Source organism: Actinosynnema sp. NPDC004786, assembly GCF_053601135.1.
This window is the reverse complement of record NZ_JBSGBG010000024.1, coordinates 44647-67471: the sequence shown is the minus strand read 5'-3', so window position 1 is coordinate 67471 and position 22825 is coordinate 44647. Positions and strand designations below refer to the sequence as shown.

Below are 22825 nucleotides of genomic sequence, written 5' to 3'. Positions count from 1 at the left end.
GACCTCCAGGGGTTGGGGTCCCGCAGTGCTCCAATCGGCGGGGACCACTGCGCCGTTAGCGGGTCAGAATCGGTACACGTGCACCCCGTACGGCCCGAAGTCGTCCACGATCCGCCCGTCCACGATCGGCACGGTCCGGTCCTCGCCCACCACCGTGGCGGTGCCCGACGACGCCGGCACGGTCAGGGTGACGCGGGCGGCGCGGCTGCGCGGGTCGTCCTTGGTGCCGTCGGTCTGGGCCAGCACCCACCGCTCGTCGCCGACCCGCTTGTGCAGCACGGCCACCGGGATGCCGTTGTCGCTCCCGGCCGTCACGCCGGGCAGGTTGGGCGCGTTGAGCACCGGGGCGAGCGACTTCAGCCGCGCGTTGACGGCGGCGACCCGGGCAGTGATCTCCGGCCGCGTCAGCACGCTGGAGTACTCGCCGGTGCCGTCGGTGTAGAAGCTGTGCGCGAAGTAGTTGATGCCGGTCGCGCCGTGCAGGACGGTGTTCCACACGGCCGATTCGAGCTGGTCGGGTTGGATGATCTCGCCGCGGTCGTGCGGGTGCCCGGTCTCCACGAACCCGTACAGCGGCTTGTCCGGGCCGCACCACTTGCGCATGGTGTCGATGACCTGCCCGTAGCTGTACGCGCCGACGGTGTGGTTGCGGTCGGGGTGCGTCCAGCCGTAGTAGTCGGCCGACGCGATGTCCGCGGCCGAGCAGTACGTGCGCATGTCCTCTTCGTAGGACTTCTCGATGTAGCCGTAGCCGACCTCGCCGGTCGGGGTGCCCATCCACGGGCTGAAGTTGAGGTAGGTCGGCCGGGTCGGGTCCTGGGCGCGCACCGCGTCGGCGGCCTTCACGATCGCCGACGGCTGCATGTCGGGGTGGAACACGTCGCCGTAGACCTTGGTCATGTCCGGTTCGTCCGCGATCAGGTAGCCGACGTAGTTGCGGGCGTGCGCGGTGTCGGCCAGGACGTCGTCCACGCGGGTGCCGTCCACGTACACCCGCCAGTCGGTCTCGTGCAGGCCCTCCTGCCGGAGGTGCCACCACTCGTCCTCCCACAGCCCGATCCCGAAGTCGATGCCGATCTTCGGGAAGGCGCGGCCGAGCTTCTCGCCGTTCTCGACGCCGGACGGGTCCTGCATCCACACGTTGATCGGGAACACGGCCGGGTCGCCGGCGGGGTTCGGCCCGTTGGCCCACTTGCGGTAGTAGTCGACGGACGGCCCCGGGGGCACGGCGGCCGGCGGTTCGGGCTGCCGCACCGGCTCGGCGGCGCACCCGGCCAGCGCCAGGGCCAGGGCGAAGCCGGAGGTCAGCGCCGCCGCGGTGCCCCGCCTCACCTCGGGGTCCGGACGCGGCCGCGCGCGGCCAGCACCTGCTTCGCCTTCTCGAAGCCACCCGGTCCGAGCAGCCGCAGCGCCGCGTTCTTGGCCAGGTACCTCGCCCCGTCGCGGGCCGAGCGCAGCGGTCGCCCGACGAACCGGTCGCGGGCCAGCACGCCGCCCGCCGGTTCGGGCACGTCGTCCAGCGCCGCGCCGAACAGCGGCCGGTAGGGCGCGGGCGAGACCAGCCGGCCGCGTGTGCGGTTGCTCACGTTCCCGCCGTGCACGACCTGGAGCCAGCCGGGCGGCCCGCCCAGCGACACCACCTCGGCGTGCCGGTGCAGGCGGTTGTGCCAGTCGGCCCAGCACGTCACCGGGTCGTCCCAGGTCTCCCGCATGGACGCGAACGCGTTGTCGCGGTCGTGGTGGAAGAACAGCCCGGCCGGGCTCTTGACCAGACCGTTCGCCAGGTACAGGGCGGTGCGGCGGCCCGTCGGGCGCTCGGCCTGGAGCCGGGCCACGAAGTCCGCCGCCAGGCCGTCGTCGTTGTCGAGGTTGGTGGTGATCAGCGCCTCGCCCTTGACCGGGAAGAGGGCGAAGATGTCCTCGATCAGCTCTTCCCGGCCGACCTGCGTGCGGAACACCGGCGTGTACGCGTCGCCGTGCGCCTCGATGCGGTCCTTGAGCCACTGCGGGCTCTCCGGGTCGAAGTAGATGAGCCACCGGAAGTTCGCCGAGGTCTGCGCCGCCACCGACGGCAGGCAGTACCGCTCGAACAACGCGACGCGTTCGGTCAACCAGCCGTCCCGTGCCCGCACGACGCTTTCCGCGCCGACGGACGGCAGGTTGAAACGCGTCAGCACGACGTGGTCCATGGAGCCCCTTCCCGTATGTCCCGTACATCGGGATCGGGGCCGCGCCGTTAACGATCCGCGATCGGACACGATGTGTAGGGCGTGACTGAGCCCCCGGCACGACCAACGGTCGACGTCGTCATCCCCTGCTACAACTACGCGAGGTTCCTCCGCGCCTGCGTGCGGAGCGTGCTCGACCAAACCGGCGTGGACGTGCGGGTGCTGATCATCGACGACACGTCGAGCGACGACACGCCCGAGGTCATGGCCGAGCTGGTGCGCGACCCGCGGGTCGAGGGCCGGCGGCACGAGGTCAACCAGGGCCACATCGCCACCTACAACGAGGGCCTGCTGGAGTGGGCCAAGGCCGACTACACCGTGCTGCTGTCCGCGGACGACCTGCTGGCGCCGGGCGCGCTGGCCCGTGCCGCCGAGGTCTTCGAGGCGCACCCCAACGTCGGCATGGTATATGGGCGGGTCGTCTACTACACCGCCGACGGAGTCGGTGATCGGACGACAGGTCACGACGACCCGAGACTTCCGCGCGTCGTCACTCCCCCGCCCGGTCGCACGGTGTGGTCCGGTGTGGACTGGATCGAGGCCCGCTGCCGCACCGGGCAGAACGTGCTGTCCTCGCCCGAGGCCGTGGTGCGCACGTCGGTGCAGCAACGGGTCGGCGGCTACCGGCCGGACCTGCCGCACGCCGGCGACCTGGAGATGTGGATGCGCATCGCCGCGGTGTCCGACATCGGGTACGTGCGCGGCAAGCCCGCGGCGTACTACCGGGTGCACCAGCAGAGCATGATGCGCACGCAGTTCTCGTCCCTGTTCGCCGACCTGGAGCAGCGGCAGGCGGTGTTCGAGCGGTTCTTCGCCGAGCACCCCGACCTGCCGCCGCGGCTGCGGGCGCTGGCCAACCGGTCGATCGCCAAGGACGCCCTGTGGCGGGCGGTGCGCGCCTACGACCGCGACCGGTTGGCCGAGATCCCGGTGGACGAGCTGGTCGCGTTCGCCCGGCGGGTGTACCCCGACGCCACGCGGTTGCCCGAGTACGGCGCGTTGCGACGCCGCCGGGCGCTGGGGCCGAAGCTGTGCAGCCGCACGCAGGTGTTCGTCGGCAGCCACCTGGTCAAGCGGGGCCGGGGCCTGGTGTCCAAGCAGGTCTGGAAGTGGCGCGGGCAGTGACCGCCGGCCTGGAGCGGAAGGTCACGTCGGCGATCCGCTGGAGCGCGGTCAACAGCCTGGTGCAGCGGTTGGGCCAGGTGGGCGTCGGCATCCTCGTCGCCCGGCTGGTCGCCCCCGAGCAGTTCGGCGTGTTCGCCGTGGCGCTCGTGGTGATGAACATCGTGCTCAGCATCAGCGAGATGGGCGTCAGCGTCGCGCTCGTGCGCACCGACCGGCCGGTCGAGGAGCTGGCGCCCACGGTGACCACGTTGTCGATCGCCTCGGGCACGCTGCTGTGCCTGGTCTGCGTGCTCGGCGCGCCGTGGTTCGCGGAGGCCATGGGCACGCCGCAGGCCACCGGGGTGATCCGGCTCATGTCGGTGTCGCTGGTGGTGGCGGGCGTGTCGGCGGTGCCGGGCGCGCTGCTCCAGCGCGAGTTCCGGCAGAACCACAAGTTCGTCGCCGACACGTCGGCGTTCGTCGTGGGCACCGCCGTGACGGTGGTGCTCGCCCTGCTCGGGTTCGGCGCGTGGAGCCTCGCCTGGTCGCGGATCGCCACCAACCTGGTGTCCGCCGGCGTCATGTTCGCCTACACCGAGCGCTGGTACCGGCCCGGCTTCGACCCGCGGCAGGCGCGCGAGCTGCTCGCGTTCGGCCTGCCGCTGGCCGGGGCGAGCCTGCTCGTGTTCGGCGTGCTCAACGTCGACCAGATCATCGTCGGCAGCGTGCTCGGCACCGTGCAGCTCGGCTACTACCTGCTCGCGTTCAACCTGGCGAACTGGCCGGTCGCCGCGTTCTCGCAGCCGGTGCGCAGCGTGTCGCTGGCGGCGTTCTCGCAGGTCAGGGACGATCCGGAGATGTTCGCGCGGACGTTCGCCCGCGCCCTGCGGCTGCTCGCGCTGGCCACCGTGCCCGCCTGCGTGCTGCTGGCCGTGCTCGCGGACCCGCTGGTCCGGGTCGTCTACGGCGAGCGGTGGGCCCCCGCCGCGCAGGCGTTGGCGCTGCTGGTGGCGCTCGGCGCGCTGCGCGTGGCGCTGGAGCTGGGCTACGACTACCTGGCCAGCGCGGGCCGGTCGCGGGCCATCTTCGTCATCCACCTCGTCTGGCTCGCGGCGCTGGTGCCGCTGCTGGCGCTGGGCGCGCACGTCGACGGCATCCGCGGCGTGGCGGCGGCGCAGAGCGTGGTCGTGCTCGTGTTCATCGTGCCCGCGTACCTGGTGGCGTTCCGGCCCTACGGGCTGCGGGCGGGTGTCCTGGGTGCGGCGGTGGCACGTCCCCTGCTCGGCGGTCTCGTGATGGTCGCGGTCGCGCTCGGGGTGGAGGAGCTGGTCGAGGCACCGCTGTTGCGGCTCCTGGTGAGCGGCGCGCTCGCGTCGCTGGCCTACGCCGCCGTCGTCTACCCCCTGCGCCACGAGGTGCTGGGCCTGTTGCGGAGGAGTGGCACGTGAAGGTCGTCCGGCAGTTGCGGCGGCGGGCGCACCAGGTCACGCGCATCGTGCGCGAACAGGGTGTGCGCCAGGTGGGCGCCCGCGCGCTCGGTCGGGCGGCGCGGCGGTTCGGCGCGGACGCCGAAGTGTTCCCGGTGCGCCTGGAGGACGTGCGGGCGGCGGACCTCGGCGCGCCGCGGCCGGTGGTGGTGCCGCCGGTGCCCGCCGACGGGCGGCTCACCGTGAACTGGATCAGCACGCCGCCGTCGCCCGGCTCGGGCGGGCACACCACGATGTTCCGGCTCATCGAGCACCTGGAGTCGGTGGGCCACACGTGCCGGCTGTACCTGTACGACGTGTACGGCAGCCGTGCGGTCGACCACGAGCCGGTGATCCGGTCGGCCTACCCGGGGTTCCGCGGCACGGTGCACGACGTGACCGAGGGGATGGCCGACGCCCACGCCGTGTTCGCGACCGCGTGGATGACGGCCTACCCGGCGTTCAACGACCCGTGCGCGGGCCGGCGGTTCTACCTGGTGCAGGACTACGAGCCGTGGTTCTTCCCGGTCGGGGGGCTGTCGGCGCTGGCCGAGAACACCTACCGGATGGGGTTCCACGCGTTCACCGCGGGCCGCTACCTGGCGGACAAGCTGCGCGCCGAGGTGGGCATGCCCGCCGACTTCTTCGACTTCGGCTGCGACGTCGGGCGGTACCGCCTGCGGGAGGGCGCGCGGCGGGACGGCGTGGTGTTCTACGCGCGTCGGCTCGCGCCCCGGCGGGCGATCGAGATCGGGTTGCTGGCGCTGGAGGTCTTCGCGGAGCGGCACCCGGACGTCGCGATCCACACGTACGGCGAGAAGATCGGCTCGCTCGGGCCGCGGCACGTGGACCACGGCCTGGTCACGCCGGACGCGTTGAACGACATCTACAACCGGTGCTACGCCGGTCTCACGCTGTCGATGACGAACGTGTCGCTGGTGCCGCACGAGATGCTGGCCGCGGGCTGCGTGCCGGTGGTCAACGACGCCGCGCACAACCGGGTCGTGCTGGACAACGAGCACGTCCGGTACGCGCCCCCGACCCCGCACGACCTGGCCCGCGCGTTGTCCGACGTGGTCACCACGCCCGATTTCGACGCGGTCGCGCGGGCCGCGTCCGCCAGCGTGTCCGGCCGGTCCTGGGACGCGGCCGGGCACGAGCTGGAGAAGGTGCTCAGGCGGGAGCTGTCGGCCTGAGCAGGCGGCGCTGCGCCGGCCGTTCGACGAGCCGGTGCAGCAGCCAGGCCGCCGCCAGCGAGGCGACGAGGAGCGCGCCGGCGATGCCCACCGCCCCGACCAGGCCGAGGTCGTGCGGCCTGGCGGCCTCGGCGACCCGCATCACCACCTGGTGCACGAGGTAGAACGCGAACGACACCTCGCCCAGGAGCACCGCGGTCCGGTTGCGGAAGGGCGACCGGGCGCCGGTGACGTCGGCGACCGCGACGGCCGGGATGAGCAGGGCGAGCGGGACCACCGTGCCCGCGACGTAGCCGAACGTGCCCGGCAGGTGACCGGAGGCGACGTAGCCGACCACGGCCAGCGCGCCGGCCGGGGCGAGGCCGAGCCCCACCCACCGGCCCGCGCGCACGACCCGGGCCAGCACCATGCCGAGCACGAACTCCAGCGCCCTGGTGACCGGGAAGACGTAGACGAACCAGTACTCCAGGCCGGCCGGCATCGGCAACGCCACCGCGGGCACCGCGACCACGGCCGCCATGAGCCCGCCGGCGGCCCACCGGAGCCGCCGGGGCGGGATCCTGTCGACCAGCCCGAGCAGCCACCCGAAGGCGGTGTAGAAGGCGGCTTCGCAGGACAGCGACCAGGCCGGGGTGTTGACGCCGAAGTAGACCGACTGCACCGGGACCCACGCCTGGAGCAGGACCAGGCCCAGCAGGCCCGTGAGCACGGACGCGCCGCCCGCCCAGGCCAGGCCCGCGAACACGACGAGCCAGACCACGACGTGGTTCGGCAGGACCCGGGCGGCCCGGCGCCGCAGGGCGACGCGGGCCGGCACCCCGGGCCGGGCGGACCAGGTGAGCACGAACCCGGAGAGCAGGAAGAAGAACCCGACCCCGGTCGCCCCCTGCCCGAACACGGCCGCCAGCACCCCTTCCGCGCCCGTGCCGTCGAACAGGCCGCCGGCGTGCAGGTGGAAGCCGAAGACGACGAAGGCGGCGAGGAAGCGCAGGCCGGTGAGGGACGGCAACCGGACCGCGGGGAGCGGCGGGGGCGCGGGCGGTTCCGCGGAGGCGGGCGGCACGCGCGAGTCGGGTGGCGGCGCGGGCGCCGGGATCAGCGGGGCTTGCGGTGCGAGCGGCGAGGTCTGGGACGGCCGGGTCCGGGACGGCGGGGGTGGCGCGGTGGTCATCGGGTCGGCGCCGGGTCGGCGGGGCGGAGCGCGCTCGGCGTGCGGCGGCGGCCACGTGCGGCCGGGTGGACCACGCGGGCGGCGCAGGTGGTTGACCGCCGGTGGCCGACGTGCGCGGACCCCTTGCCCGGTAACAGCATTCTTGCGGGTTCGGCGGGATTCACCGTCCGGGATAACAACTCCAGCCTCCCAAGGGCCGCGTTCTCCTTCTGACACAGGGAGATCGCGGCGCTCGGCCAGGCGTTAGCCGACCGGCGACGGGGAGGTCGCGTCGGGGATCAGCAGCACGGCGGCGGACGACCCGTCGGCCGGCACGACGTGGATCGAAGCGAGCTTGGCGTCCTTCGGCACGGCGGCGAACGCGAGCCGGTCGTCGTCCAGCCACGTGGCCTGGTCGTCCACGCCCGCCGTCCCGGGCAGCCGGCGCTCCTCCCCGGTCTCCAGGTCGAGCACGGCCAGCTCCCACGGGCCCAACCGCCCGATGCGCTTCTTGTAGGCCACCTTCGTGCCGTCCGGCGACAGCGACGGGCACTCCGCGTCACGCCGCAACGACTCCAGGCGACGTGCCGCCAGGTCGCCCTTCACCAGCCAGGTGTACCCGCCGGACGCCAACGTCGCGTAGAACGTGCGGTCGTCGTCGGCCACCGTCAGCCCCCAGTAGTTCACGTCCTGCGCGGTGTGCTGCTGCCCCTCGACGACGGCCGTGAAGCCCTCCAGGGACTCCACCGCCTCACCGGTGCGCAGGTCCAGGAACCCGGTCCTGGTCGAGAACCCGCCGGGCACGGAGTACGAGTCGCCCGTCACGAACGACGTCCACGAGACCACGTGCCCCGACGCCGACACCTTCGCCCGGCTCGGCACGCCCGGCAGCGGCACGGTCCGCACCACGCCACCGTCCCGCGACACCTCGGCCGCGTACGTCGGACCCGGTCCCGCCAGCTTCAGGCACACCGTCGTGCCACCGGCCCGGTACACCCGCTGGCACGTCATCCCCGTCGCGCCGCGTGCGCCCGGATCGGCCAGGTCGACCTGCTCCACCCGGCTGCGCCCGTCCGCCAGGGCCACGAACATGAGGTCCCCGCCGGTCGAGGCGACCGGCACGGGCGCGGCCTCGCGCACGACCGAAACCACGTACCCCACGGCCACGCCGACGACCAGTACGATGGCCGCGACGGCGAAGACGACCCGCCGGTAGCCCAAGTCCATCACCACCTGTAACGACTAGGCGCGAGTCGGCCGATTTCAGAGTAACAACACCTTGCGGGCACCTACGCAGGGTAAACGTGGATCGGGGAGCGGATGGACTTCTGGGGCGCCGTGCGAACTCTGCGCAGGCGGTGGTACATCGCCCTCCCGGCGGCGGTGACGGCGGTCGCCGTCGCCGCGGGCGTGTTCCTGTCCATCCCGACGCGCTACCAGTCCTCGGGTGTCATGGTGCTCACATCGCCGTCGGCCGGTGGCACGTTCTCGGAGAAGCTGTCGCCGGAGGACGCGGTGCGGGTCAACCCGCTGCTCGCGTTCGACGGCAGCCTCACCACGACCGCGCAGATCCTGGCGCAGATCCTGGCCGACCCGAAGACGCGCAAGGAGTCGCTCGGCCTGGACAAGGACTCGACGGAGAACTTCACCGCGGCGGGCGGCGGCATGAGCGGGCCGTTCCTGTTCGTGACCGCGGACGGCAGCACGCCCGAGGCGGCCGAGAAGTTGGTCACCACGGTGATGGAGTTCGCGGCCAAGGAGCTGGACAAGCAGCAGACCGCGCTGAAGGCGCCGGAGTCGACGTTCATCACCTCGCAGGTGATCGTGAACCCGACCGCGGCGGAGGCCCAGATCGGCGGCAAGGTCCGGTACGCGGGCGCGGCGTTCGTGCTGCTGATGCTGTTGACGACGGCGGCCACGTTCGGCGGCGACAGCATCCTCAACCACCTGCGCCGCCGCCGTGAGGCGCGCGAGGGCAAGGCGGTCGAGCCGGAGGAGGACGCGCCCGCCCCCGAGCCGGTCGCGCGGCCGGCCAAGACGCCCCCGCAGGCGCCGCCGCCGTCGCCCAACGGCGCGCCCCGCCGCCCGCCCGGCCCGCCGCCCCGCCGCCCGCAGCCGACGGCCAGCGAGAAGACGGTGAAGATCGCCGCGCCCGGTTCGACCGGACCGCACGGCCCGTCGGTCCCGCCGGGTCCGCGCAACGCCGGCGGTCAGCCGGGCAGGCCCGCGTGGCCGACCGGCGACGACAAGCCCTGACCGTGTCCGAGCGGTCCGTGCGGGAGACCCTCGCGCGCCAGGGCGTGGACGGCGCGACGCTGGTGCGCCTGTTCCTGCTGGCCCTGCTGATCATCCCGGCCCGGTTGGTGCTGTCGTTCGTCCCGATGACCCTGCCGCCCGCGCTCGTGGTGGCGTTGCTGCTGGGCGTGCTGTGGGTGTCCGGGCAGATGGTGGACAACGTCGGCATGGGCAAGGGGCGCAACGTCGTGCGCACCGCCGTGGCGCTGTACCTGGCGTCGCACCTGGCGACCTACGGCGTGGCCACCCGGCGGTGGCTGCCGACCGACGAGCTGACCGTGGCCGACAGCAGCATCATCCGGATCACGTCGATGATCGCGGTCGCGGTGTTCGTGTGCGACGCGGTGCGCACCAAGGACCGCCTGGACAAGGTGCTCAAGCTGCTGCTGGCGTGCGGGGCGGTGATCGCGTTCGTCGGGCTGGTGCAGTTCGGGCTGGGCGTGGACCTGGCGTCGTACGTGTCGCTGCCGGGGCTGCGGGTGCAGGACAACGGGTACTCGGCGATGGAGGCGCGGTCGATCTTCCGGCGGCCGACCGGCACGACCAACCACCCCATCGAGTTCGGCCTGGTGTGCGCGATGTCCGTGCCGCTGGGCGTGCACTACGTGTTCAAGGCGAGGGACGACGGCACGCCGCACGTGCGCTGGCTGGTGTGCCTGGCGCTGGTCGGGCTGGGCGCGTTGACGTCGCTGTCGCGGACCGCGCTGCTCGGCGTGGCGGTCGGCGCGGTGATCATGATCGCGACGCTGCCGAAGCGGCGGAAGATCACCACGTTGCTGGTGGGCGGCGGGTTCTTCCTGGGCGCGAGCGTGACCGTGCCGGGGTTGTTCGGGACGTTGCGCGGGATGTTCTCCAACATCGAGGACGACCCCAGCGTGAAGGCGCGCACGGCGGACTACGAGGCGGCGTGGGAGCAGATCGACCTGAACCCGTTGCTGGGGCGCGGGTTCGGGACGTACCTGCCGACGAAGTACACGATCCTGGACAACCAGTTCCTGCTGACGTTGATCGAGAACGGCTACCTGGGGCTGTTCGCGTTGATCGGCATGTTCCTGGCGGCGGCGTTCGCGGCGATCCGGGTGCGGATGATCAGCCGGGACGAGCAGTTGCGAAGCCTGGCGAGCGCGTTGCTGGCCGGGGTGGTGGCGGGCGGGATCGCGTCGGTGACGTTCGACCTGCTCGGGTTCGGCGTGGCGACCGGGCTGGTGTTCACCATGATCGGCGCTTCGGGGGCGTTGCTGCGGGTGGCCCAGGAGGAGCGCAAGCGTGCGGCGGCGGAGGCCGGCCGTGCCGAGCGTGGTGCCGCCTGACGGCGTTCGACGGGGTTGCCGGCGGGCTTGTCGAGGGGGCAGGCCCTACGGTCGGTTCCGGGTGTTGGGCCCATTGCCGCACGTGGGGCCGTCGCAGAGGCTTGACCGATGACAACCAAGCCTGCTCGACGCGTGGTGGCGGCGCTCGCCGCGGGCGCGTCCGTGGTGGCGCTCGGCGTGCCGGCCACCGCCGCAGACCGTCCGATCACCGACGTCGCGGCCATCGCGGCCAACCTCGACCTGATCACCGGGAACGACCGGGTGCCCGGGGCGTTGGCCGAGGTCCGGGACCGGCGTGGCCGGTCGGTCACGATCACGTCCGGCACGGCCGAGTCGGGCACCGGCCGGGCGATGGTCGACGGCGACGGCCGCTTCCGGATCGCCAGCGTCACCAAGCCGTTCACCGCCGTGGCCGTGCTGCGACTGGTCGCCCGGCACCGGATCCGGCTCGACGAGCCGGTCGAGACCTACCTGCCCGGGGTGGTGCGGGGCACCGGTGAGGGCAGCGCGATCGACGGCCGCGACATCACGGTGCGCCAACTGCTCCAGCACACCAGCGGGCTGCCGGACTACGTCCGGCTCCCGGGCTCCGTCGACCGGGACCGGCCGGTCGAGGCGGCGGAGCTGGTGCGGATCGCCCTGGACCGCCGGCCGGAGTTCGCCCCCGGCCGGGGTTGGGCGTACTCCAACACCGGCTACGTCCTCGCCGGCATGGTCGTGGAGAGGGTGACGCGCCAGGACATCGCCACGGCCGTGACCGACCTGGTGATCCGTCCCGCGCGGTTGCGCGACACGTACTGGCCGCCGGCCGGTGAGCGGGGCATCCGCGGTCCGCACGCGCGCAACTACACCCTGGACGAGACCGATCCGGCCGGACCGCTGGTCGACGTCACGGAGTTCGAGCCGTCGTGGGCGGGCGCGTCCGGCGCGATGGTGTCGACGCCGTCGGACCTCAACCGGTTCTGGCGGGAGCTGTCCGGGGGCGGGCTGCTGCCGGGGTGGGCGCTGGCCCAGATGCGCACCACCGTGCCCGCACCGGGGCTGGGGCCCGGCGTGGCGTACGGCCTGGGCCTGATCCGGTTGCCCCGGTCGTGCGGCGGTCACCTGTGGGTCCACGGGGGTGACCTGGCGGGCGGCGGCGTGGCGAACGTCAGCGGGCACGACGACTCCGGCCGTGCGGCGACCGTCTACATCACCGCGCTCACCGGCGGGGCGGCCGTGGCACGCATGCGCGCCACCCTGGACCTCGCCCTCTGCTCGTAGCCCCCGGCGAGGCCGGATCGGCGACGTCCGCGGGGGTTGGCAGCGGAAGCGGATGCGGCACTGAGCGAGCGCAACCGCTTCCCTGCCGACCTGAGCGTTGAATTCAGGGGTCCTGAACGTACGACACACGCGTTCTCAACGTAGGACACGCGCGTTCTGAACGTAGGACACGCGCGTTTTGGATGGAGGGCACGCGCGAGGCGGGCGTGGGGGGCGCTGGTCAGGGGAGGGGGGTCAGGCCCTTGTCGGTTTCGGTGTAGGCGGCGTGGCAGTCGGGGCAGATCAGGCCCGCGTCGAGGCGTTGGCCGCAGGCGCAGACCCAGCCCTTGTGGGTGGCCGGGTTGCCCGCGATGAACGCGTGGGCCGGGACGTCCTTGGTGACGACCGAGCCCGCGGCCGCGAAGGCGTGCTCGCCGATCTCCACGCCGCACACCACGACGGTGCCCGCGCCCAGGGTCGCGCCGCGGCGGACCACGGTGGACAGCAGCGCGTCACCCGTGCGCTTGATCGCCGCGCGCGGCCGCAGGTCGTTGGTGAACAGCACGTTCGGGCCGAGGAACACCTCGTCCTCGCACACCACGCCGTCGAACACCAGCGTGCCGTTCTTCACCGTCACCCGGTCGCCCAGCACGGCCTTGCTCTCCACGAACGCCCCGTCGCAGATGTTGCAGTCCCGGCCGACCCGCGCGCCCGGCAGCACGTGCGCGAACGCCCACACGCGCGTCCCCTCGCCCACGTCGTCGCTCTCGCACAGCCCGTTCGGGTGGACGTAGACGCTCATCGCACCGCCTCCGCCAGCGCCGCCACGACGCGTTCCTGCTGCGCCACCGTGATCTCCGGGAACAGCGGCAGGGACAGGATCTCCCCCGCCACCGCCTCGCTCACCGGGAAGTCCCCCGGCGCGTGGCCCAGGTGCACGTACGCGCCGGTCAGGTGCACGGGCGTCGGGTAGTGGATGCCCGCGCCGATCCCGGCCTCGTGCAACGACGCCAGCACGCGGTCGCGCGACGGCACGCGCACGACGTACAGGTGCCACACGGGCACGTTGCCCTCCAGCACCACCGGCAGCGTCACGCCCGGCACGTCGGCCAGCATCGCGCCGTACCGCTCGGCCGCCGCGCGGCGCTGCTCGTTCCAGCCCTCCAGCCGGCGCAGCTTCGCGGACAGCACCACCGCCTGCAACGTGTCCAGGCGGCTGTTGAAGCCCACCACCGAGTGCTCGTACTTGCGCGGCGACCCGTGCTCGCGCAGCAGCCGCACCGCCTCGGCCAGCTCCGCCGACGCGGTCAGCACCGCACCGCCGTCGCCGTACGCGCCGAGGTTCTTGCCCGGGTAGAAGCTCGTCGCGGCGATGTCGCCCAACCCGCCGACGGCCACGCCGTGCCGCCGCGCCCCCTGGGCCTGCGCCGCGTCCTCCACGATCGGCACGCCGAACGACCGCAGCTCCTCCACCGGCGCGGCCTGCCCGTACAGGTGCACCGGCAGCAACGCCTTGGTGCGCGGCGTGACGGCCTCCGCGACCTGCGCCACGTCGATCAGCCCGGTGTCGGCCACGCAGTCCACCAGCACCGGCGTGGCGCCGGTCCGCGCCACCGCGCCGGCGGTCGCGATGAAGGTGTTGGCGGGCAGCACGCACTCGTCGCCCGGCCCGATGTCGAGCGCGCGCAACGCCAGCTCGATGGCGTCGGTGCCGTTGCCGACCGCGACGCAGTGCGGCACCTCCTGGTAGGCGGCGAACTCCGCCTCGAACGCGGCAACCTGCCGCCCGCCGACGAACGCGGTGTTCTCGAGCACCTCCGCCCAGCCCTCGGCTACCTCGTCGGCGACCTGCTCGTGCTGCGCACGCAGGTCCACCAGCGGGATGTCGATCACGAACCGTTCCCCTCTCGCAGTCTCCGGGCGGGGTTGCCCGCCCAGACCTCACCCGCGGGGACGTCGGAGAGCACCACCGAACCCATGCCCACCACCGCGCCCGCCCCGATCGACACGCCTTCCCGGACCGCGCTGCCCTGCCCGAGGTACGCGCCCTCCCCCACCCGCACCGACCCGCCCAGCGACGCGCGGCCGGCGAACGTGACGCCGTCGCCCACCTCGTCGTCGTGCGTGACCAGCACGTGCGGCATGGCCACGACGTGCGCGCCCAGGCGCAGCGGCGTCGTCACCACCGCGCCGGCCAGCAGGACCGTGCCCGGCCCCACCTCCGCGCCGACGGCCACCGAGGCCGCCGGGTGCACCACCGTCGCCCACCGGTCCTCCGGCAGGCCGAGCCGGGCGACCAGGTCGAGCCTGCCGCGCGGCCGGTGCGCGTTGGCCACGCACACCACCACGGCGGCGTCCGTCGAGTGCACGAGGTCCGTGCCGCCGAGGACGGGCAGGCCGTCGAGGTCCGCGCCGTGGCGCGCCGGGTCGTCGTCCAGCGCGCCCACGGGGCGCCACACCTCGGGGAGGAGGCGGACGGCCGCGAGGACTTCGCGGGCCAGCCCGCCCGCACCCACGAGCAGCAGCGGTCTCGGCCTGGTCATCGGGTCGGCGCTCATCCTCTCGTGAACACGACGTCGACCCAGTAGTTGCTGCCGGCGTAGGACTCCTCGGGGAACCCGGGGCCGGCGCGGTAGACGCCGTTGCGGCCGTCCTCGCCGGTGGCCGGCGCGCTGAGCGGCGGGCTGGTCACGGCCCTGCCCATGAAGTACCCGGTGTTCACCGAGTACCGGCCGTTCGGCGCGGTGTAGGACGCCACGTACGTGGTCCCGGCGGTGACGGTCACCGGCGAGGAGAACATCAGCGTCTGCCAGCCGCTCGCGGTCTCGTTCACGAACGTGCCGGTCGCCAGCCGGTTGCCCGCCGCGTCCCACAGCGACCCGGTGTGCGTGCCGGTGTTGCCCGCGCCCTTGTAGAACCGCACCCCGGTGACGGAGCCGTTCACCGACGGCACGAACCGGACGCCCAGCTCGTACGAGCCGGTGTCGTCGGCCTCCGCCACGGTCGGCACGGTGGCCGCGCTGAACAGCGAGCACGGGCAGTCGCCGGCCGTGGTCGTGGTGAACGACCAGCTCGTGGGCGCGGTCATCAGGTTGCCGTAGACGTCGGCGATGCGCACGCTCGCGGTGTAGGTCATGCCGCCGCCGAGCGCCGCCGCGGGCGTCCACGTCACCTGCTGCTGGTTCGCCGACAGCGCCAGCGTGCCCGCGATCCTCGCGCCGCCGGCGTCGACGAGCGTGAACTGGGCCGTGCTGAGGTCGACCGGCTCGTCGAACGTCGCGGTCAGCGGCGAGGTGCGGGACACGCCGCCCGCGCCGTCGAGCGGGGTGCGCCCGTTGACGACCGGCGGTGTGTTGTCCTCGTTGGGCAGGTAGACCACGTCCACCCAGTAGTTGCCGCCCGAGTAGGAGTTGGTCGGGTAGCCCGACCCGGTGCGGTAGACGCCGTTGCCGCCGTCGGCCGCCGCGGGCGCGGTCAGCGGACCGCTGACCGGCGAGTACCCGCTGAAGTACCCGCTGTCGACCGCGTAGCGGCCGGTCGTCGTGGTGTACGACGCGGTGTAGGTCCGGCCCGCCGACACGAACACCGGTTGGGCGAACGTCAACGTCTGCCAGCCGGTCGCCGTCTCGTTGCCGAACGTGCCGGTCGCGAGCAGCTGGCCGGTCGGCGACCACAGCGACCCGGTGTGCGTGCCGGTGTTGCCCGCGCCCTTGTAGAACTTCACCCCGGTGATCCGGCCGCCCGCGGTGGGCGTGAACCGCACGCCCAGCTCGAACGCGCCGGTGTCCTCGCTGGAGGTGATCGTGGGCAGGGTCGCCGTGCTGAACAGCGTGCACGGGCAGATGACGTCCGGGCTGCTGGTGAACGACCACGTGACCGGGTCCGGCATCGGGTTGCCGTTCGCGTCGGCGATCAGCACGCTCGCGGTGTAGCGGGTGTTCGGCATGAGCTTGCCCGACGGCGTCCAGGTCACCGTCCGCTGGTCGCCCGACAGCGACACCGAGCCGGTGAGCTGCGCGCCGCGCGGGTCGGTCAGCCAGATCTGCGCGCTGGCCGGGTCGACCGCCTCGCTGAACGACGCGGTCAGCGGCGCGGTGGCGGCGACGTTCGTCGCGTTCACCGCCGGGGTCCGGTTGGTCATCGCGGGCGGCGTGGTGTCGCCGTTGAGGCCGTTGCGGAAGACCACGTCGACCCAGTAGTTCGTCGCGTTGTACGAGGCGGTCGGGAACCCGCCGCCGGCACCGTAGCGGTACACGCCGTTGGGGCCGTCGACGCCGTCGGCCAGCGCGCGCAGGCCCGCGTAGTTCGCGCCGTGCCCGCTGAAGTAACCGCCGGTGACCGAGTAGCGCCCGTTCGGCGCGTAGTACGACACGATGTAGGTGGTGTTGGCCTGCACGACCACCGGTGAGGCGAAGGTCAGCTTCTGCCAGCCGCTCGCGGTCTCGTTGGTGAACGTGCCGGTGGCCAGCAGCAGGCCGGTGGACGACCACAGCGACCCGGTGTGCGTGCCGGTGTTGCCCGCGCTCTTGAAGAACCGGACGCCCAGCACCTCGCCCTTGCCGTTGAAGCGGACCTTCGTGCCGACCTCGATGGGCGTCGTGTCGGCCGCCTCGTACACGGCGGGCCGGGCGAAGTCGTCCCAGACCGTGCACGGGCACGTCGTGGGCCGGTTCGCGCCGGTGGTGAACGACCACGTCGCCTGCGTGGTCTGGTTGCCCGCCGCGTCCGCGACGCGCAGCGCCACCGTGTAGCCGGTGTTCTGGGTGAGCGCCTGGCCCGGCGTGAAGGTGACCGTCTTGTTCTCGTTGGACAGCGTCAGCGAGCCGGACACCACGCCGGACGGCCCGGTCACGGTGAACTGGGCGGAGCCGGGCGCGACGGCCTCGTCGTAGGTCGCGGAGACGACCGGGGTGAGCGCGACCGTGCCCTCGCCGTTGACCGGCGTGGTCGACACCAGCAGCGGGGCGCGCTGGTCGGGGCCGGGGTCGGGGGCCCACACCACGTCGACCCAGTAGTTGCTGCCCCAGTGGGACTGGGTCGGGAAGCCGGGCCCGCCGAACCGGAACAGGCCGTTCGGGCCGTCGTCGCCGTTCTTCGGGCCGGTGATCGGTTCGAGGTAGCGGGGGCGTTGGAAGAAGTACTCCAGGTCGTACGAGTAGTGCCCGTTGGGCGCGTAGTACGACACCACGTAGGTGGTCGCGGCCGACACCTTCACCGGCATCGGGAAGATCAGCGTCTGCCAGCCGCTCGCGGTCTCGTTGGTGAACGTGCCGGTGGCCAGCGCGTTGCCGTTGCGGTCCCACAGCGTGCCGGTGTGCGTGCCGGTGTTGCCCGGGCCCTTGTAGAACCGGACGCCGCGCACGTAGCCGTCGGTGTTCGCCCGCCACTTCACGCCCAGCTCCAGCGGCGAGGCGTCGCCGCTGTCGGGCACGTCGGGGGTGTCGGCGTTGGTCCACAGGCCGCACGGGCAGGTCCGCGGGTTCACGCCGGGCGTGGCCACCACGGCGGCGGACAGGTTCGCCGAGTCGTCCACGGCGCGCACCCGGAGGCTCGCCGGGCCGGACTTGATCGGGGTGTAGGTGTAGCTCCACGCCGTCTGCCCGGCCTGCCACACCGCCGGGTGCCAGCGGGTGCCGCCGTCGGTGGACACCTCGACGCCGCCGACCTGGCCGCCGCCGACGTCGACCACCGTGCCGGAGAACGTGTACGCCGTGCCCACGGTCGAGATCGGCGGCACGCTGGTGAACGCGACGGCCGGGGCCTGCGTGTCGGTGCTCTTGGTCGCCCACTTCAGGCCCGGCTGGAGATAGGGCGGCTGCACGCCCATGTCGGCCAGGAAGTTGACCGTGGCCTGCTTCATCCGGATGTCGGAGGTGGGGGTGTTGGTGAGGAACGCGTGATCGTCGTCCACGCCCCAGGCCCACTGCACCGTGCCGGCGCCGAACACCAGCGACCCGCTCGGGTGCTTGTAGTAGGTGATGGCGTGGGTCTTGGTGTCGGGGGTGTAGAGGTCGCCGTGGTTCTGCAGCACGTACGGCCCGTCGGGCATGTCCACCGTGGTGCGGGACAGCTGCGCCACGCCCGGCGGCTGGAAGCCGTTGTCCTCCACCGAGTTCCACTCGTAGCCGAGCGTGCCCGGCTGGAACGTGTACGTGGTGTTGGCGGCCATGGTCTGCAGGTCCGTGTGCCGCCACAACCGCATCTTGCCGTAGGCGGCCGGGACCTGGAGCGAGTCGTCGCGCCGGCCGTTGACCGTGAAGATGTTGCCGAGCAGCGCGTTCTCCGGCCGCCCGCCGTCCTGGTCGGGGTAGCGCGGGTCGCGCCAGGTGCCGGTCCAGTCGCTCAGGCCGTCGCTCTGGGTGCCCTTGGTCTCCTTGTAGCAGGCGATGGTGCGCCAGTCGGTGCGGGAGGAGTCGATGCTCTTCTCCCACCGGTGCTTCCAGAAGATCTCGTTGCCGGTCAGGAACGCCAGGTGCACGCCCGCGTCCCGGGCCGCCTCGACGTTGGCGCGCTGCTCGTTGGACCAGTACTCGTCGTGGCCGACGGCCATGAACACCTGGTGGTTCTTGATCAGGTGGCCGCGCCGGGCCGAGTCGACGTCGGTCGTGTAGCTGACGTCGTACCCGTTGGACTCCAGGAAGCGCAGCATCGGGTACTCGGCGTTGAAGATGAAGTTGTCGTCGCCGTCGCCGCCGGTGTACGGGCGGTTGTAGCTGACCTTGTACGCCTGCCCGCCCTGGCCGGGGCCGTCGCCGAAGTAGAGGCTGTTGCCGCCGTAGCGGTTGTAGGCGACCCAGGTCGCGTCGGAGGTCTGGAACAGGATCTTCGAGGTGCTGGTGTCGTCGCGGACGACGAACACGATCTCGTTCTCCGCGCCGGTGTCGTTGCGGTGCGTGCGGGCGTAGTACAGGCCCGACACCGCGGTGGTCGGCACGTTCCAGCTCAGCGACACCTCCCAGTTGCCGCAGTCGATCAACGCGCTGCCGTCCGTGCCGCGCAGGCACGCCGGCTGGTTCTGCTCCTCGTCGCGGCTGATCCGCTCCTGGAACCGCGCGCCGACGCCGTCGTACCAGCCGAGCCGGTAGATGTCGATGTAGTACGACTTCGCGCTGGTCAGCATCTTGAAGTCGACCCGGCCGCCGGGGGTGGCGCTGATGTCGGTGGTGAAGCCGAGGATGCTGTCGTCCCGGTAGGTGACCTGCCAGTCCGGCGTGCCTGCCTTGGTGTTCTCGCACGCCACCTTGTTCACCACGGGCGGGTCGCACGGCGCGGCGGCGGCCTCGGGCGCGCGCAGCACACCGACGACCACGACGATGGACGCCACGAGGGCGAGCACGACCGTCAGGCGGAGCAGCAACACCGCGAGAGCGGGTCTGGCCCGCGTCTGGTCGGCGGTCATGGGGATGTCACCTCTCGGGCAAAGCCGGTCGCAACAGCGGGTGATCACGCGCGCACTGCGTCGACCAGCGGAGTTCTGTCGTTCCGCTCGTCGTGTGAAGCCGGCTTCGCGTTACAGCACAACGTGAACAGCGCTCGGGCGAGCACCGTGGGTGACGCCCGGCGCGGTCGGACGGGTTTCAGCGGGTGGCGACGGGCGCGTGGAGCGCCGCCTCCAGCTCCTCGACCACGGTGTCCTGCTCCGCGGTCGTCAGGTCGTGGTAGAGCGGGAGGATCAGCGACCTCCTGGTGAACGCCTCCGTCACCGGCAGGTCGCCGTGCGGGTGGCCGGCGTACGCGGGCTCCAGGTGCGCGGCCATGATCCCGCGCCGCGCCGACACGCTGCGCGCGGCGAGCCGGGCCAGCACCTCGTTGCGGTCCACCTCGGCGTCCTCGGGCAGCATCACCCAGAACGACTGGTAGTTCGTCGTGCCGTGCGCCGGGTCGCGCACCGGCCGCAGGTCGCCCAGGCGCTCGGCCAGCAGCTCGTGGTAGCGCGCCGCCAGCTCGCGCCGCCGCCGCACGATGGCGTCCAGCTTGGACAGCTGCACCAGCCCGACGGCGGCCTGGATGTCGGTCATCCGGTAGTTGAACGCCGTCTCCAGGTAGCTCTCCACCACCGCGCCGCCGCCGCTGTGCCGCTCGGCCGCGCTGACGCTCATGCCGTGCTCGCGCAGGCGCTTGGCCCGCGTCGCCCACTCGGGGCGGTTGGTGGTGAGCATCCCGCCCTCGCCCGTGGTGATCAGCTTGCGCGGGTGGAACGACCAGGCCGCCATCTCGGCGTCCGCGCCGACCGGCACGCCGCGGTAGGTCGACCCGGCGGCGCACGCCGCGTCCTCGACCACCGTGACGCCGCGCGGACCGCACAGCGCGCGCAACGCGTCCACATCGGCCGGCACACCGGCCTGGTGCACCAGGATCACCGCGCGGGTGCGCTCGGTGAGCACCGGTTCGACGGTGGCCGCGGACAGGTTGCCGGTCTCCGGCTCCACGTCGGCGAACACCGGCGTGGCGCCGCAGTAGCGGACCGCGTTGGCGGTGGCGATGAACGACAGCGACGGCACCACGACCTCGTCGCCCGGCCGCACGTCGAGCAGGTGCAGCGCGACGTGCAGCGCGGTCGTGCACGACGAGACGGCCACGGCGTGCAGCGCGGCGACGCGGCGGGCGAAGGCGTCCTCGAACGCGGCGACCTTCGGCCCCTGCGCCACCCAGCCGGACAGCACGGCCGCCGACGCGGCCTCGGCCTCCTCCGCGCCGAGCCACGGCTTCATCACCGGGATCACGACGCCACCTCCGCGGCAGGCGCGTCGGCCTTGGCGGACTTCCACCACGACACCAGGCCGCGCAGCCCGTCCACCAGCTCGATGTCGGGCTTCCAGCCCAGGTCGCGGGCGGCGGCGGAGATGTCGGCGAGCCGGCGGGTGACGCCGTTCACCGCGCGCTCCGGGCCGTGCTCCAGCGGCAGGTCCGAGTCCATCGCGGCGAGCAGCGCGTGGGCCAGCTCCTTGAGGCTGGTCTCCCGCGCGCTGGCGATGTTGTAGACCGCGTCGGTGACGGGGGCCTTGGCGGCCAGGACGTTCGCCCTGGCGATGTCGTGCACGTGCACGAAGTCCATGGTCTGCGCGCCGTCGCCGAAGATCAGCGGCGGCTCGCCGGCGGCGATGCGCTCCATCCAGCGGATCAGCACCTCGGTGTACTTGCCGTGCGCGTCCATGCGCGGGCCGTAGACGTTGAAGTAGCGCAGCGCCACGTAGTCCAGCCCGTACATGGCGTGGAAGCTGCGCAGCATGCCCTCGTTGAACGCCTTGGCCGCGCCGTAGAACGTGTCGTTGTTGTACGGGTGGTGCCGCTCCGTGGTCGGGAACTCCTCCGCCAGCCCGTAGACCGACGCCGACGACGAGGCGACGACCTTCTTCACCCCCGCCGCCGCGGCCGCCTCGACGACCGTGAACGTGCCGTCGACCAGGCACTCCAACGCCAGGCGCGGTTCCTCGGCGCACTGCGTGATCCGGATCGCGGCGAGGTGGAACACCAGGTCGGCACCCTGGGCGAGGTCCGCCAGCAGCGCGCGGTCGTTGATGTCGCCCTCGACCACGGTGAGCCGGTCGCCCGCCACCGCGGCGGCCTCGGCCAGGTTCTCCCGGCGGCCCCGGACGAAGTTGTCCAGCACGACCACCTCGGCGGCGCCGGCGGCGAGCAACTGGTCCACCACCGCGGAGCCGATGGTGCCCGCCCCTCCGGTGACGAGGGCCCGCTGGCCGGTGATCGGCTGAGCCGCATCCGACATGGTGCTTGTTCCTTCCCTGCTCTGGCTGTGGGTCACGCGGAGGCGAGCCGGACGAGTTCCGGCTGGTCCACCCGCGGCACGGTGACGAACTCGCCGCCCGCGGCGAGGCTGGCCGAGGCGGCTTCGAGGGTGGCCAGCACCCGCAGGCCGGACCACCCGTCGGTGAGCGGCGCGCGCTTCTCGGTGATCGAGGCCGCGAACTCGGCCATCACGCCGCGCAGCGCCTCCTTCTCCGGCAGCGCGGGGGCCACGGTGTCGCCGCGCCGGTAGGAGATGATCGCCTGGCGGCGGTCCTCGTCGTCCTCGATGCGGTCCGCGCCCCGGTCGTGGACGGACAGGCGCTGCACGGCGTTCAGGTCGTCCCACACGACCGTGCGGCGCGAGCCGCCGACGATCATGGTGCGGATCTTGGTCGGCGACAGCCAGTTCACGTGCACGTGGGCCAGCACGCCGTCGGACAGCTCCAGCGTCAGGTGGCCGACGCACGCGCGGCCCGCGCCGATCGGGTCCGAGCCGTGCGCGGCGACGCGGGCCACCCGCACGCCGTCGGGCAGGATCGCGTCGAAGATCGACAGGTCGTGCGGCGCGAGGTCCCAGAACACGTCCACGTCCGGCTGCACCAGGCCGAGGTTGACCCGCACCGAGTCGAGGTACTGCACGGTCCCGATCTCGCCGGCGCGGACCAGGTGCCGCAGGTGCTGCACGGTCGGCGTGTACACGAAGGTGTGGTCGAGCATCAGCGTCAGGCCCCGGCTCTCGGCCTCGCGGACGAGTTCCAGGCCGTCGGCGTAGTTCGCCGCCAGGGGCTTCTCCACCAGCACGTGCTTGCCCGCCCGCAGCGCGGCCAGCGCGACCGGCAGGTGCGTGGCGGCCGGGGTCGCGATCGCGACCGCGTCGACCGCCGGGTCGGCGAGCACGTCGTCCAGCGAACCGGAGACCCGCACGGTGGAGTAGTCGCCCAGCACCCGCCGGGCCCGCTCCACGTCCAGGTCGCACAGGTACCGCAGCTTCAGCCCCGGCGTGGCCTGCGCGTTGCGCACCAGGTTCGGACCCCAGTAGCCCGCGCCGATGACGGCGATGCCGATCGGCTGGTCCATCTCGTTCCCC

17 protein-coding genes are annotated in these 22825 nt (G+C 72.7%); 6 read left to right on the top strand and 11 right to left on the bottom strand.

Annotated elements, in window-relative coordinates; genetic code table 11:
* Positions 1–63 precede the first annotated feature (63 nt).
* A complete protein-coding gene (locus ACWEFJ_RS22250) occupies positions 64–1332 on the bottom strand; it encodes a hypothetical protein (RefSeq protein WP_449714889.1) in 1269 nt (422 codons plus the stop codon).
* Positions 1329–2177: a glycosyltransferase gene (locus ACWEFJ_RS22245; RefSeq protein ID WP_449714888.1), complete on the bottom strand. Its 849-nt coding sequence runs from the start codon at positions 2175–2177 to the stop codon at positions 1329–1331. Before ACWEFJ_RS22245 ends, ACWEFJ_RS22250 begins: the two co-directional genes overlap by 4 nt.
* Before the next feature lie 93 nt (positions 2178–2270).
* Here ACWEFJ_RS22245 and ACWEFJ_RS22240 point away from each other — a divergent pair, with 93 nt between their 5' ends.
* Genes ACWEFJ_RS22240 through ACWEFJ_RS22230 form a run of 3 tightly spaced genes read left to right on the top strand, consistent with a single transcriptional unit; the run spans position 2271 to position 5994 of the window.
* The gene (locus ACWEFJ_RS22240) at positions 2271–3353 is read left to right on the top strand and encodes a glycosyltransferase (RefSeq protein ID WP_378088038.1); all 1083 of its coding nucleotides are present in this window, start codon (positions 2271–2273) and stop codon (positions 3351–3353) included.
* Positions 3338–4780: a lipopolysaccharide biosynthesis protein gene (locus tag ACWEFJ_RS22235; RefSeq protein WP_449714887.1), complete on the top strand. Its 1443-nt coding sequence runs from the start codon at positions 3338–3340 to the stop codon at positions 4778–4780. The genes ACWEFJ_RS22240 and ACWEFJ_RS22235 overlap by 16 nt, the downstream gene beginning before the upstream one ends.
* Entirely contained in the window at positions 4777–5994 is a 1218-nt protein-coding gene (locus tag ACWEFJ_RS22230; RefSeq protein ID WP_449714886.1) for a rhamnosyltransferase WsaF family glycosyltransferase, read from the top strand. Before ACWEFJ_RS22235 ends, ACWEFJ_RS22230 begins: the two co-directional genes overlap by 4 nt.
* Here the strand turns inward: ACWEFJ_RS22230 and ACWEFJ_RS22225 are convergent.
* Positions 5972–7057 carry an acyltransferase family protein gene (locus ACWEFJ_RS22225; RefSeq protein ID WP_449714885.1) on the bottom strand — a complete coding sequence of 362 codons (1086 nt, stop codon included), beginning with the start codon at positions 7055–7057 and terminating at the stop codon, positions 5972–5974. The genes ACWEFJ_RS22230 and ACWEFJ_RS22225 overlap by 23 nt on opposite strands.
* A 351-nt stretch (positions 7058–7408) precedes the next feature.
* A complete protein-coding gene (locus ACWEFJ_RS22220) occupies positions 7409–8371 on the bottom strand; it encodes a TolB family protein (RefSeq protein ID WP_449714884.1) in 963 nt (320 codons plus the stop codon).
* Between the two features lie 93 nt (positions 8372–8464).
* On the opposite strand from ACWEFJ_RS22220, the gene ACWEFJ_RS22215 reads away from it, so the two are divergent.
* The 3 genes from ACWEFJ_RS22215 (at position 8465) to ACWEFJ_RS22205 (ending at position 12012) form a co-directional block, all read left to right on the top strand.
* The gene (locus tag ACWEFJ_RS22215; protein ID WP_449714883.1) at positions 8465–9400 is read left to right on the top strand and encodes a hypothetical protein; all 936 of its coding nucleotides are present in this window, start codon (positions 8465–8467) and stop codon (positions 9398–9400) included.
* Positions 9373–10749 carry an O-antigen ligase family protein gene (locus ACWEFJ_RS22210; protein WP_378095536.1) on the top strand — a complete coding sequence of 459 codons (1377 nt, stop codon included), beginning with the start codon at positions 9373–9375 and terminating at the stop codon, positions 10747–10749. Before ACWEFJ_RS22215 ends, ACWEFJ_RS22210 begins: the two co-directional genes overlap by 28 nt.
* A gap of 108 nt (positions 10750–10857) precedes the next feature.
* Entirely contained in the window at positions 10858–12012 is a 1155-nt protein-coding gene (locus ACWEFJ_RS22205; RefSeq protein WP_449714882.1) for a serine hydrolase domain-containing protein, read from the top strand.
* Positions 12013–12232: 220 nt separating this feature from the next.
* On the opposite strand, the gene ACWEFJ_RS22200 is transcribed toward ACWEFJ_RS22205, so the two are convergent.
* The 7 genes from ACWEFJ_RS22200 to ACWEFJ_RS22170 all read right to left on the bottom strand — a co-directional run bounded on the left by ACWEFJ_RS22200 (position 12233) and on the right by ACWEFJ_RS22170 (position 22815).
* The gene (locus ACWEFJ_RS22200) at positions 12233–12793 is read right to left on the bottom strand and encodes an acyltransferase (RefSeq protein WP_378095542.1); all 561 of its coding nucleotides are present in this window, start codon (positions 12791–12793) and stop codon (positions 12233–12235) included.
* Complete coding sequence (locus ACWEFJ_RS22195) at positions 12790–13881, bottom strand: DegT/DnrJ/EryC1/StrS family aminotransferase (RefSeq protein WP_449714927.1); 1092 nt, start codon at positions 13879–13881, stop codon at positions 12790–12792. Before ACWEFJ_RS22195 ends, ACWEFJ_RS22200 begins: the two co-directional genes overlap by 4 nt.
* Positions 13881–14534: a NeuD/PglB/VioB family sugar acetyltransferase gene (locus ACWEFJ_RS22190; RefSeq protein ID WP_449714881.1), complete on the bottom strand. Its 654-nt coding sequence runs from the start codon at positions 14532–14534 to the stop codon at positions 13881–13883. The genes ACWEFJ_RS22195 and ACWEFJ_RS22190 overlap by 1 nt, the downstream gene beginning before the upstream one ends.
* An 11-nt stretch (positions 14535–14545) precedes the next feature.
* On the bottom strand, positions 14546–19390 hold the full coding sequence (locus ACWEFJ_RS22185) for a DUF4082 domain-containing protein (RefSeq protein ID WP_449714880.1): 4845 nt from the start codon (positions 19388–19390) through the stop codon (positions 14546–14548).
* 178 nt (positions 19391–19568) lie between these two features.
* On the bottom strand, positions 19569–20714 hold the full coding sequence (locus ACWEFJ_RS22180; RefSeq protein ID WP_449714879.1) for a DegT/DnrJ/EryC1/StrS family aminotransferase: 1146 nt from the start codon (positions 20712–20714) through the stop codon (positions 19569–19571).
* A complete protein-coding gene (locus ACWEFJ_RS22175) occupies positions 20711–21718 on the bottom strand; it encodes an SDR family NAD(P)-dependent oxidoreductase (RefSeq protein ID WP_449714878.1) in 1008 nt (335 codons plus the stop codon). Before ACWEFJ_RS22175 ends, ACWEFJ_RS22180 begins: the two co-directional genes overlap by 4 nt.
* A gap of 32 nt (positions 21719–21750) precedes the next feature.
* Positions 21751–22815, bottom strand: a complete 1065-nt coding sequence (locus ACWEFJ_RS22170) for a Gfo/Idh/MocA family protein (RefSeq protein ID WP_378095559.1) — start codon at positions 22813–22815, stop codon at positions 21751–21753.
* Positions 22816–22825: the final 10 nt, after the last annotated feature.

Coding starts and splice junctions, on each gene's coding strand:
- ACWEFJ_RS22220 (WP_449714884.1), bottom strand. CDS start 8,371: ATGGACTTGGGCTACCGGCGGGTCGTCTTCGCCGTCGCGGCCATCGTA.
- ACWEFJ_RS22215 (WP_449714883.1), top strand. CDS start 8,465: ATGGACTTCTGGGGCGCCGTGCGAACTCTGCGCAGGCGGTGGTACATC.
- ACWEFJ_RS22205 (WP_449714882.1), top strand. CDS start 10,858: ATGACAACCAAGCCTGCTCGACGCGTGGTGGCGGCGCTCGCCGCGGGC.
- ACWEFJ_RS22200 (WP_378095542.1), bottom strand. CDS start 12,793: ATGAGCGTCTACGTCCACCCGAACGGGCTGTGCGAGAGCGACGACGTG.
- ACWEFJ_RS22190 (WP_449714881.1), bottom strand. CDS start 14,534: ATGACCAGGCCGAGACCGCTGCTGCTCGTGGGTGCGGGCGGGCTGGCC.
- ACWEFJ_RS22185 (WP_449714880.1), bottom strand. CDS start 19,390: ATGACCGCCGACCAGACGCGGGCCAGACCCGCTCTCGCGGTGTTGCTG.
- ACWEFJ_RS22175 (WP_449714878.1), bottom strand. CDS start 21,718: ATGTCGGATGCGGCTCAGCCGATCACCGGCCAGCGGGCCCTCGTCACC.
- ACWEFJ_RS22170 (WP_378095559.1), bottom strand. CDS start 22,815: ATGGACCAGCCGATCGGCATCGCCGTCATCGGCGCGGGCTACTGGGGT.